This window comes from Candidatus Omnitrophota bacterium (assembly GCA_028715965.1).
In the GTDB taxonomy this organism is placed as follows: domain Bacteria; phylum Omnitrophota; class Gorgyraeia; order Tantalellales; family Tantalellaceae; genus JAQUQS01.
The window spans coordinates 1-14,423 of sequence record JAQUQS010000012.1; the positions used below are offsets into that span (position 1 = coordinate 1).

At 53.9% G+C, this 14,423-nt stretch carries 1 protein-coding gene (running past one end of the window); it reads left to right on the forward strand.

Going from position 1 to position 14,423, the window contains the following annotated elements; translation table 11 throughout:
- Window positions 1–14,423 carry part of the coding region annotated (locus PHH49_06110) for a LamG domain-containing protein (GenBank protein MDD5488514.1) on the forward strand (this coding region is incomplete at both ends). 36,655 nt of the annotated region lie beyond the right edge of the window, so 14,423 of the 51,078 annotated nt are shown.

The window sequence follows — 14,423 nt, forward strand, 5'->3', positions numbered from 1 at the left end:
CGGGGCGATAAATCCGGACCCGGCGACGGCCATCGACCAGCAGGTGATAACAACGACGAGTTTCGACTCGAGGGGCAACGCACTCGAGCAGGATATATTAAGGTATTACTGGGAGACGAGTGCGTTCGTGTTCGGCGAGGCGCAGCATATAACGAACGCGGGGCACGATATACATGACAGGGCGGCGACTTCGGAGATAACGAGTTATAGTAATGAAGCCATGACGGCCGTAACGGGCAAGCAGGATATAACGTACTCGAGCTATGACAGGTACGGCAACGTCCTCAGCCAGACGGTAAGTAAATACACGGTGGACGAGGCTACGGGAGAAGCAACGGTATACGCGGGGAAGAGCGAGATAACGAACGTGTACGGCGACGCCGTGGCCCAGAGGCGCGGGAACGCTACCGAAACGACGACTGTTTCATATAATTCCACTAATAACTATGTTGGTAAGACCATTACTCTTTCGAGCAACTTTACGACCGCCGGGTATGCCCAAAACCAGACGATAACGAGCTATGTGATGAACGGGTCGGCGGAAGAGAAGCTCACTAAAGTAACGGTTATCGTGAACGAGAATATCAATAACAGGGGCGATGCGGGCGCGCAGAGGATAACGGTAAGCCAGACGGACGCAGATGGGGCTAACCCGGAAGTCGTAAGCTACCAGGTGCTGACCAATAGAAGCTATGACGCGCAGCACAATATCGTCAACCAGGAAATATTTACCTATACGGAAGAGGGCGGTACGCTACTCGACGTACAGGAAATAAGGAACTCGGGATACCATTCCAGCGGCGTAGCGATGCAGCAACGAATAGCGACGTATTCGGACTCGGACAAGACGGAAATTCTGGACGTAAAAGTGATCGTTAACGAGGACATCGACGCGGACGGTAACGTGGGTACGAGTACGATAACGAAGTATTCGGCGAGGCTCGGTACGGACACCATGGAAGGGGCGATAAACCCGGATACGGCGACCACGATCGACCAGCAGGTGATAACGACGACGAGTTTCGACGAGCGGGGCAACGCGCTTGAGCAGGATATTTTAAGGTATTACTGGGAAACGGATGAGTTCGCGTTCGGCGAGGCTCAGCATATAACGAACGCGGGGCATGACATCCATGACAGGGCGGCGACCTCTGAGATAACGAGTTACAGCAATGAAGCAATGACGACAGTGACGGGAAGGCAGGAGATCGCGTACTCGAGTTACGACCGATATGGGAACGCCCTCAATCAGACGGTAAGTAAGTATACGGTAGACGACGCTACCGGAGAAGCTACGGTATACGCGGGATACACCGAGATCACCAATGTATATGGCGACGCGGTGGCCCAGAGGCGCGGGAACGCTACCCAGACGACGGTCATTACATATAACTCCAGCGATACGCAGACCGGCAGGACGGTCACGGTATCGAGTAATTTCACTACCACAGGATATGCCCAGGACCAGACGATAACGAGTTATGTGATGAACGGGTCGGCGGAAGAGAAGCTCACTAAGATAACGGTGATCGAGAACGATAGCATCAATAACAGGGGCGACGCGGGCACGCAGAGGATAACGGTAAGCCAGACGGACTCAAACGGCGAGAACGCACTGGTCTCTAGCTACCAGATACTCACGAACAGGAGCTATGACACACAGCACAACGTGCTGAACCAGGAGATATTCACTTATACGGAAGAGAGTGGGACATTACTGGACGTACAGGAGATCAGGAACTCCGGCTACCACTCGAGCGGCGTGGCTCTGCAGCAGACGATAGCGACCTATTCCAACGCGGGGAAAACGGACCTTCTGGACGTAAAAGTAATAGTGAACGGCGATATCGACGCGGACGGTAACGTGGGTACGACCACGATAACGAAGTATTCGGCGAGGCTGGGTACGGACACCATGGAAGAGGCTATCAACCCGGACCCGGCTACCGCGATCGACCGGCAGGTGATAACAACGACGAGTTTCGACTCAAGGGGGAACGCACTTGAGCAGGACATATTAAGGTACTACTGGGAGACGAGCGCGTTCACGTTCGGTGAGGCTCAGCATATAACGAACGCGGGACATGATATCCATGACCGCGCGGCGACCTCTGAGATAACGAGTTACTCGGACTCTGACCTGTCGGTCGTAACGGGCAAGCAGGATATATCGTACTCAAGCTATGACAGGTATGGGAACGTCCTCAGCCAGACGGTAAGTAAGTATACGGTGGATGAGGCTACGGGAGAACCGACGGTGTACTCGGGTAAGAGCGAGATAACGAACGTGTACGGTGACGTGGTGGCCCAGAGACGCGGCAACGCCACCCAGACTACGGTCATAACATATAACTCCAGCGATACTCAGACCGGCAGATCGGTCACGGTGTCGAGTAACTTCACGACCACCGGATACGCGCAGAACCAGACCATATCAAGCTATGTGATGAACGCTTCGGCGGAAGAGAAGCTCACGAAGGTAACGGTTATCGTGAATGAGGACATCAATAACAGGGGTGACGCCGGTACGCAGAGGATAACCGTGAGCCAGACGGACGCCGATGGGTTAAATCCCGAGGTCATCAGTTACCAGGTCCTGACCAATCGGAACTATGACGCTCAACATAATGTCCTGAACCAGGAGATATTCACTTATACGGAAGAGAGTGGGGCGCTTCTGGACGTACAGGAGATAAGGAACTCGGGGTACCACTCGAGCGGGGTAGCGATGCAGCAGACGATAGCTACGTATTCGGACTCGGATAAGACGGAACTTCTGGACGTAAAAGTGATAGTGAACGAGAATATCGACGCCGACGGGAACGTGGGTATGACCACGATAACGAAGTATTCGGCGAGGCTGGGTACGGACACCATGGAAGGGGCGATAAACCCGGACACGTCTACCGCGATAGACCGGCAGGTGATAACTACGACGAGTTTCGACGACAGGGGTAACGCGCTTGAGCAGGACATATTAAGGTATTACTGGGAGACGAGCTCGTTCGTGTTCGGCGAGGCGCAGCATATAGCGAACGCGGGTCATGATATCCACGACAGGGCCGCGACCTCCAGTATAACGAGTTACAGTGACTCTGGCATGTCGGTCGTAACGGGCAAGCAGGATATAGCGTACTCGAGCTACGACAGGTACGGTAACGTGCTCAGCCAGACGGTAAGTAAGTACATATTGGACGAGGCTACGGGAGAAGCAACGGTATACTCTGGGTACAGCGATATAACGAACATATACGGTGACTCGATAGCCCAGAGGCGCGGTAACGCCACCGAAACGACGGTAATAACGTATAATTCCTCGGACACCGAGACCGGGAGGACCGTGACCCAATCGAGTAACTTCACGACCACCGGGTATGCCCAGGACCAGACGATAACGAGTTATGTGATGAACGCTTCGGCGGAAGAGAAACTCACGAAGGTCACGGTGATCGAGAACGAGAACATCAATAACAGGGGTGACGCGGGCACGCAGAGGATAACTGTAAGCCAGACGGACGAGTCGGGCGAGAACGCCGAGGTCGTAAGCTACCAGGTGCTGACGAACAGGGGCTATGACGCGCAGCATAATATCACTAGCCAGGAGATATTCGCGTATACCGACGACACCGAGGCGACGCTACTGGACGTGCAGGAGATAAGGAATTCGGGGTACCACTCAAGCGGCGTCGCGATGCAGCAGACGATAGCGACCTATTCCAACGCTGGGAAAACGGAACTTCTGGACGTAAAAGTGATAGTTAACGAGGATATCGACGCGGACGGTAACGTGGGTACGAGCACGATAACGAAGTATTCGGCGAGGCTCGGTACGGACACAATGGACGGCGCTATCAACCCGGATCCGGCTACAACTGTGGATAAACAGGTCATAACGACGACCAGTTTCGACGACAGGGGCAACGCGCTCGAGCAGGATATACTCCGGTATTACTGGGAGACGAGCGCGTTCGCGTTCGGCGAGGCGCAGCATATAGTGAGCGCGGGGCACGATATCCACGACAGGGCGGCGACCTCTGAGATAACGAGTTACAGTGATGAATCCATGACAATAGTGACGGGAAGACAGGAGATCACGTACTCCGGTTATGACAGGTATGGTAATGTGCTCAGCCAGACCATAAGTAAATACGCGGTAGACGACGCTACCGGTGAAGCTACGGTGTACGCCGGATATACGGATATAACGAACGTGTACGGCGACGCGGTAGCGGCAAGGAGGGGTAACGCAACCCAGACGACAGTGATAACGTACAATTCCTCGGATACCGAGACCGGCAGGACGGTAACGGTATCGAGTAACTTCACGACCACCGGATACGCCCAGGACCAGACGATAACGAGCTATGTGATGAACGAGTCTGCGGTAGAGAAGCTCACGAAGGTGACGGTTATCGAGAACGAGAACATCAATAACAGGGGCGACGCGGGCACGCAGAGGATAACGGTAAGCCAGACGGACGCCGATGGGCTGGATCCCGAGGTCATCAGTTACCAGGTGCTCACTAACAGGAGCTACGATACGCAGCATAACGTGCTGAACCAGGAGATATTCACTTATACGGAAGAGAGTGGGACATTACTGGACGTACAGGAGATAAGGAACTCGGGGTACCACTCGAGCGGCGTCGCGATGCAGCAGACGATCGCGACGTATTCCAACGCCGGGAAAACGGACCTTCTGGACGTAAAGGTGATCGTTAATGAGAATATCGACGCGGATGGGAACGTAGGTACGACCACGATAACGAAATATTCGGCGAGGCTGGGGACGGACACAATGGCCGGGGCGATAAACCCCGATCCTTCAGCAACCGTAGACAAGCAGGTGATAACGACGACGAGTTTCGACGAGCGGGGTAACGCGCTCGAGCAGGATATATTAAGGTATTACTGGGAGACGAGCGCGTTCACGTTCGGCGAGGCGCAGCATATCGTTAACGCGGGCTATGATATCCATGACAGGGCGGCAAGCTCCGTGATAACGAGTTACTCGGATTCCGGCATGACGACCGTGACCGGTAAGCAGGCGATAGCGTACTCCGGTTATGACAGGTATGGCAACGTGCTCAGCCAGACGGTAAGTAAGTATACGGTGGATGAAGCTACCGGAGAAGCGACGGTATACGCGGGTAAGAGCGAAATAACGAACGTCTATGGCGACGCGGTAGCGGCAAGGAGGGGTAATGCCACCCTGGCGACGGTCATTACGTACAATTCCTCGGATACGCAGACCGGCAGGACGGTAACGGTATCGAGTAACTTCACGACCACCGGATATGCCCAGGACCAGACGATAACGAGCTATGTGATGAACGGGTCTGCGGAAGAGAAGCTCACTAAGATAACGGTTATCGAGAACGATAGCATAAATAACCGTGGCGACGCGGGCACGCAGAGGATAACGGTAAGCCAGACGGACTCGGACGGCGAGAACGCACTGGTCTCTAGCTACCAGGTCCTGACGAACAGGAGCTATGACACGCAGCATAATGTGCTGAACCAGGAGATATTCACTTATACGGAAGAGAGTGGGACGCTCCTGGATGTGCAGGAGATCAGGAACTCGGGTTACCACTCGAGCGGCGTCGCGATGCAGCAGACGATCGCGACGTATTCCAACGCGGGGAAAACGGACCTTCTGGACGTAAAAGTGATCGTTAATGAGAATATCGACGCGGATGGGAACGTAGGTACGAGCACGATAACGAAGTATTCGGCGAGGCTGGGGACGGACACAATGGCCGGGGCGATAAACCCCGATCCTTCAGCAACCGTCGACAAGCAGGTAATAACGACGTCGAGTTTCGACTCGAGGGGTAACGCGCTCGAGCAGGATATATTAAGGTATTACTGGGAGACGAGCGCGTTCACGTTCGGCGAGGCGCAGCATATCGTTAACGCGGGCTATGATATCCATGACAGGGCGGCAAGTTCCGTGATAACGAGTTACTCGGACTCCGGCCTGACGGTCGTGACCGGTAAGCAGGATATAACATATTCGAGTTACGACAGGTATGGCAACGTACTCAGCCAGACGGTAAGTAAGTATACGGTGGATGAGGCTACCGGAGAAGCGACGGTATACTCTGGGTACAGCGAAATAACGAACGTCTATGGCGACGCGGTAGCGGCAAGGAGGGGTAACGCGACCCTGACGACGGTGATAACGTACAATTCCTCGGATACGCAGACCGGCCGGACGGTGACGGTGTCGAGTAACTTCACGACCACCGGATACGCCCAGGACCAGACGATAACGAGCTATGTGATGAACGCTTCGGCGGAAGAGAAGCTCACCAAGATAACAACGATAGTCAACGAAAGCATAAATAACCGCGGCGACGCGGGTACGCAGAGGATAACGGTAAGCCAGACGGACGCGGACGGGGCGGACCCGGAAGTTGTCAGTTACCAGGTCCTGACTAACAGGAGCTATGACACACAGCATAATGTGCTGAACCAGGAGATATTCACTTATACGGAAGAGAGTGGGACGCTCCTGGACGTGCAGGAGATCAGGAGCTCGGGGTACCACTCGAGCGGCGTCGCTATGCAGCAGACGATAGCGACGTACTCGGACGCGGACAAAACAGGACTTCTGGACGTAAAGGTGATCGTCAATGAGAATATCGACGCCGACGGGAACGTGGGTACGAGCACGATAACGAAGTATTCGGCGAGGCTCGGGACGGACACCATGACCGGGGCTATAAACCCCGATCCGTCGACAACAGTGGACAAACAGGTGATAACGACGTCAAGTTTCGATGAGCGTGGGAACGCCCTTGAGCAGGACATATTGAAGTATTACTGGGAGACGAGCGCGTTCACGTTCGGCGAGGCGCAGCATATAGTTAACTCGGGCTATGACATCCATGACAGGGCGGCGAGTTCCGTGATAACGAGTTACTCGGACGAGGCTATGACGGCCGTGACCGGGAAACAGGTCATAGCATATTCCGGTTATGACAGGTACGGGAATGTACTCAGCCAGACGGTAAGTAAGTATACGGTGGATGAGGCTACGGGTGAAGCTACGGTTTATGCCGGATATACGGATATAACGAACGTGTACGGCGATCCGGTGGCTCAGAGACGAGGCAACGCGACCCAGACGACGGTAATTGCGTACAATTCCTCGGATACGCAGACCGGCAGGACGGTGACGGTATCGAGTAACTTTACGACCACCGGATACGCCCAGGACCAGACGATAACGAGCTATGTGATGAACGAATCTGCGGAAGAGAAGCTCACTAAGGTAACGGTTATCGAGAATGAGAGCATAAATAACCGGGGTGACGCCGGCACGCAGAGGATAACGGTGAGCCAGACGGACGAGAATGGCGAGAATGCCGAGGTTATCAGCTATCAGGTGCTTACTAACAGGAGCTATGACACGCAGCATAACGTGCTGAACCAGGAGATATTCACTTACACGGAAGAGAGCGGGACGCTCCTGGACGTACAGGAGATAAGGAATTCGGGGTACCACTCGAGCGGTGTCGCGATGCAGCAGACGATAGCGACGTACTCGGACGCGGGTAAAACGGGACTTCTGGACGTAAAGGTGATAGTTAACGAGAATATCGACGCGGACGGGAACGTGGGTACGAGCACGATAACGAAGTATTCGGCGAGGCTCGGAACGGACACAATGGCCGGGGTGATAAATCCCGATCCGTCGACAACGGTGGATAAGCAGGTAATAACGACGTCGAGTTTTGATGAGCGGGGGAACGCTCTTACACAGGACATATTAAGGTATTACTGGGAGACGAGCGCGTTCACCTTCGGCGAGGCGCAGCATATAGTGAGCGCGGGCTATGACATCCACGACAGGGCGGCGAGTTCCATGATAACAAGTTACAGTAACGAAGCCATGTCGGTCGAGACGGGTAAACAGGATATAACATACTCGAGTTACGACAGGTACGGCAATGTGCTCAGCCAGATCGTAAGTAAATACACGGTTAACGATGCGACCGGAGAAGCGACGATATATTCCGGCAAAAGTGAGATAGCGAACGTGTATGACGACCCGGTAGCGGCAAGGAGGGGTAACGCGACCCAGTCAACGGTCATTACATATAACTCCAGCAATACACAGACCGGCAGGACGGTGACGGTATCAAGTAACTTCACGACCACCGGATACGCCCAGGACCAGACGATAACGAGCTATGTGATGAACGAATCTGCGGAAGAGAAGCTCACTAAGGTAACGGTTATCAAGAATGAGAGCATAAATAACAGGGGTGACGCTGGCACGCAGAGGATAACCGTGAGCCAGACGGACTCAAACGGCGAGAACGCTTTGGTCTCCAGCTACCAGATACTTACGAACAGGAGCTACGACACGCAGCATAACGTGCTGAACCAGGAGATATTCACTTACACGGAAGAGAGCGGGACGCTCCTGGACGTGCAGGAGATCAGGAACTCGGGGTATCACTCGAGCGGCGTCGCGATGCAGCAGGCGATAGCGACCTATTCCAACGCGGGGAAAACGGACCTTCTGGACGTAAAGGTGATAGTGAACGGCGATATCGACGCGGACGGTAACGTGGGTACGAGCACGATAACGAAGTATTCGTCGAGGCTCGGGACGGACACCATGGCCGGGGCGATAAACCCGGATACGGCTACGGCGATAGACCGGCAAGTGATCACGACGACGAGTTTTGACTCCAGGGGCAACGCGCTTGAGCAGGACATATTAAGGTATTACTGGGAGACGAGCGCGTTCACGTTCGGCGAGGCGCAGCATATCGTGAGCGCGGGGCATGATATACATGACCGGGCGGCGACCTCGGAGATAACGAGTTACAGTGACGAAGCCATGTCGGTCGTGACCGGCAAGCAGGCTATATCGTACTCGAGCTACGACAGGTACGGGAACGTGCTCAGCCAGACGGTAAGTAAATATGTGGTGGACGAGGCTACGGGAGAAGCCACGGTATACGCGGGTAAGAGCGAGATAACGAACGTGTATGACGACCCGGTAGCGGCAAGGAGGGGTAACGCGACCCAGACGACGGTAATAACGTATAACTCCTCGGACACGCAGACCGGGAGGACCGTGACGGTATCGAGTAACTTCACGACCACCGGATACGCCCAGGACCAGACGATAACGAGCTATGTGATGAACGAGTCGGCGGAAGAGAAGCTCACTAAGGTAACGGTCATCGAGAACGATAGCATAAATAACAGGGGGGACGCGGGCACGCAGAGGATAACGGTAAGCCAGACGGACGCCGACGGAGAGAACGCACTGGTCATAAGCTATCAGGTGCTGACTAACAGGGGCTATGACGCGCAGCACAATATCGTTAATCAGGAGATATTCACTTATACGGAAGAGAGCGGGACGCTCCTGGATGTACAGGAGATCAGGAGTTCGGGATACCACTCGAGTGGCGTCGCGATGCAGCAGGCGATCGCGACATATTCCAATTCCGGGAAAACCGATCTACTTGATGTAAAAACGGTCGTGAACGAAGACATAGACGCGGACGGTAACGTGGGTACGAGCACGATAACGAAGTATTCGTCGAGGCTCGGGACGGACATAATGGACGCAGCGATAAACCCGGACCCGGCGACCGCGATCGACAAGCAGGTGATAACTACGTCGAGTTTCGATGAGCGTGGGAACGCCCTTACACAGGACATATTAAGGTATTACTGGGAGACGAGCGCGTTCACGTTCGGCGAGGCGCAGCATATCGTGAGCGCGGGGCATGATATACATGACCGGGCGGCGACCTCGGAGATAACGAGCTACAGCGATGAAGCCATGACGACTGAGACGGGTAAACAGGATATAACATACTCAAGCTACGACAGGTACGGTAATGTGCTTACGCAGGTCGTGAGCAAATACATCCTGGACGATGCTACCGGCGAGGCGACGGTATATGCCGGTTATAGTGAGATAACGAACGTGTACGGCGACCCGGTGGCGGCAAGACGTGGTAACGCGACCCAGGCGACGGTAATAACATACAATTCAAGCGACGTTAAGACCGGCAGGACGGTGACGGTATCGAGTAATTTTACGGCTACCGGATACGCCCAGGACCAGACGATAACGAGTTATGTAATGAACGAGTCGGCCGTCGAAAAATTAACCAAGGTGACGGTTGTCGAGAATGAGAGCATAAATAACAGGGGTGACGCCGGCACGCAGAGGATAACGGTAAGCCAGACGGACGCCGACGGACTGAACGCGGCGGTCATAAGCTACCAGGTGCTGACCAACAGGAGCTACGACACCCAGCACAACGTGCTGAATCAGGAGATATTCACTTATACGGAAGAGGGCGGGACGCTCCTGGATGTACAGGAAATACGCAACTCCGCCTACCATTCCAGCGGTGTGGCCATGCAGCAGACCATTGCGACATATACCGATTCCGGGAAAACCGTCCTGCTCGATGTGAAGACGGTCGTGAATGACGATATCGACGCGGACGGGAACGTGGGTACGACCACCATAACGAAATATTCCGCGAGGCTCGGGACGGACACAATGGCGGGGGCGATAAACCCGAACCCGGCTACGGCTATTGATAAGCAGGTAATAACGACGTCGAGTTTCGATGACCGTGGGAACGCCCTTACTCAGGATATATTGAGGTATTACTGGGAAACGGATGAGTTCGCGTTCGGCGAGGCGCAGCACATAGTGAGCGCGGGCCATGACATCCACGGCAGAGCGGCAACTTCAAGTATAACGAGTTACTCGGACGAAGCCATGACGACTGAGACGGGTAAGCAGAATATAACATACTCGAGCTATGACAGGTACGGTAATGTGCTTACGCAGACGGTGTCGAAATACTCGGTGGATGCGGATACCGGTGAGGCGACGGTATACGCGGGTAAAAGCGAGATAACGAACGTGTACGGCGACGCCGTGGCCCAGAGACGGGGTAACGCGACATCGGCTACGGTAATAACATATAATTCCAGCGATACGCAGACCGGCAGGACTGTGACGATATCGAGTAATTTTACCGCTACCGGATATGCCCAGGACCAGACGATATCAAGTTATGTGATGAACGAGTCGGCGGTAGAGAAGCTCACTAAGGTGACGGTTATCGAGAATGAAAGCATAAATAACCGCGGGGATGTAGGCACACAGAGGATAACGGTGAGCCAGACGGACGCTGCCGGTCTGAACGCGGAGGTCATCAGCTATCAGATATTGACCAATCGTGACTATGACGCACAGCATAATGTATTGAGCCAGGAGATATTTACGTATGCGGAAGAGGATGGGACCCTTCTGGATGTCCAGGAGATCAGGAATTCGGCGTACCATTCGAGCGGTGTAGCGTATGAGCAGAGAATAGCGACATATTCCGATTCCGGCAAGACCAGTCTACTGGACGTGAAAGTGGTCGTGAATGATGATATCGACGTTGACGGTAACGTGGGCACGAGCACGATAACGAAGTATTCGGCGAGGCTGGGGACGGACGTAACGGCCGGGGCGATAAACCCGGACCCGACTACCGCGATCGATAAGCAGGTGATAACGACGTCGAGCTTCGACGGGCGGGGGAATGCCCTTGAGCAGGACGTATTAAAATACTACTGGGGAACCAGCTCGTTCACGTTCGGTGAGGCGCAGCATGTGGTAAATGCCGGATATGATATTCACGACAGGGCGGCTACCTCAGGTATAACGAGTTATAGCGACGTCGGCTTAACGGCCGTGACCGGCAGACAGGAGATCGCGTATTCCAGTTACGACAGGTACGGCAATGTCCTGAGCCAGACGATAACTAAGTATCTGGTGAATGAGGGCACGGGTGAGGCCACGATATACAATGGCTACAGCGATGTAACCAGTGTATATGGCGATCCGGTGGCGGCAAGACGTGGTAACGCGACCCAGACGACGGTAATAACATACAATTCAAGCGACGTTAAGACCGGCAGAACGGTGACCGTATCGAGCAACTTTACGTCTACCGGATACGCCCAGGACCAGACGATATCAAGCTATGTAATGAACGAGTCGGCGGTAGAGAAGCTCACTAAGGTGACGGTTATCGAGAATGAGAGCATAAATAACCGGGGTGACGCGGGTACCCAGAGGATAACGGTAAGCCAGACGGACGAGAATGGCGAGAACGCGGTGGCCATAAGCTACCAGATACTTACTAACAGGAGCTATGATACGCAGCATAATGTGCTGAACCAGGAAATATTCACATATACAACGGAAGGCGGGACGCTGCTCGATGTGCAGGAGATCAGGAATTCGTCATACCATTCGAGCGGAGTAGCCTACGAGCAGAGGATAGCGACCTATTCCGACGCGGGAAAGACCAGCCTTCTGGATGTAAAGGTAGTAGTGAACGCGGATATCGACGTTGACGGGAATGTCGGTACTAGCACGATAACGAAGTATTCAGGGCGGCTTGGGACCGATACTATGACCGGAGCAATAAACCCGGATCCCGCTACCGCCATCGATAGACAGGTGATAACCACATCGAGTTTCGATGAGCGCGGGAACGCGCTTACTCAGGATATCTTAAGGTACTATTGGGAAACAAGTGCCTTCGTGTTCGGCGAGGCGCAGCATATAGTGAACGCGGGCCATGACATCCACGATAGGGCGGCAAGTTCGGCAATAACGAGTTATAGCGACGCCGGCTTAACGACCGTGACCGGCAAACAGGAGATAACATATTCCAGCTATGATAGGTACGGTAATGTCCTTAGCCAGACGATAGCTAAATATGCGGTGGACGAGGGTACGGGGGCGGCTACCGTGTACTGCGGGTATAGCGATATAACGAGCGTATACGGCGATCCGGTGGCGGCAAGACGCGGTAACGCGACCCAGACGACAGTTATTGCTTACGACTCAAGCGACATTAGGACCGGCAGGACGGTAACGGTGTCGAGCAACTTTACGTCGACCGGATACGCCCAGGACCAGACGATAACGAGTTATGTGATGAATGGGTCGGCGGAAGAGAAGCTCACTAAGGTGACGGTTATCGAGAACGATAGCATAAATAACCGGGGTGACGCGGGTACCCAGAGGATAACGGTAAGCCAGACGGACGCCGATGGACTGAACCCCGAGGTCGTGAGCTACCAGGTCTTTACTAACCGGAGTTACGACACGCAGCATAACGTGCTGAACCAGGAGATATTCACTTATACAACGGAAGGCGGGACGCTGCTCGATGTGCAGGAAATGCGCAATTCCGGATACCATTCGAGCGGTGTGGTGATGCAACAGACGATAGCTACATATTCCGACCTGGGAAAGACCGAGCTACTGGACGTAAAGGTGATCGTAAACGGGGATATCGATATCGATGGGAACGTAGGCACATCCACGATAACCAAGTATGCGGCGAGACTGGGGACAGATACAATGGCCGGAGCGATAAACCCGGACCCGGCTACCACGATAGACAAGCAGGTTATAACGACGTCGAGTTTTGACGGGCACGGGAACGCGCTTACGCAGGACATATTAAGGTATTACTGGGAGACAGATGAGTTCGCGTTCGGAGAGGCTCAACATGTCGTGAGCTCAGGATATGATATACACGGCAGGGCGGCGGCGTCCAGCATAACCAGTTACAGTGACGAGGAAATGACGACCGTTATGGGCAAGCAGGTCATCACCTATTCCAGCTATGACAGGTATGGTAATGTTTTGAGTCAGACTGTAAGGAAATATGCGGTGGACGAGGGGACCGGGGAGGCGACCGTGTATGCCGGGTATACCGATATAACTAATGTCTACGGTGATCCGGTAGCTGCAAGGCGGGGTAATACGACCCAGACGACGGTGATCACATACAATTCAAGCGATGTGAAGACCGGCAGGACGGTGACGGTATCAAGTAACTTTACGGCTACCGGGTATGCCCAGGACCAGACGATATCAAGCTATGTGATGAACGCTTCGGCGGTCGAAAAATTAACGAAGATAACGGTTATCGAGAACGAGGGCATAAACAACCGTGGCGACGCGGGCACGCAGAGGATAACGGTAAGCCAGACAGATGCTGACGGCCTGAACGCGCAGGTCATAAGTTACCAGGTACTTACCAACCGGAGTTACGACACGCAGCATAATGTGCTGAACCAGGAGATATTCACTTATACGGAAGATGGCGGCACGCTACTCGACGTACAGGAGATCAGGAACTCAGGATACCATTCGAGCGGAGTAGCGTATGAACAGACCATAGCGACATACAGCAATTCCGGGAAAACCGCCTTGCTTGATGTGAAGACGGTCGTGAACGACGATATCGACGCCGACGGGAACGTGGGTACGACCACGATAACGAAGTATTCCGCGCGGCTTGGGACGGATACCATGGCCGGGGCGATAAATCCGGACC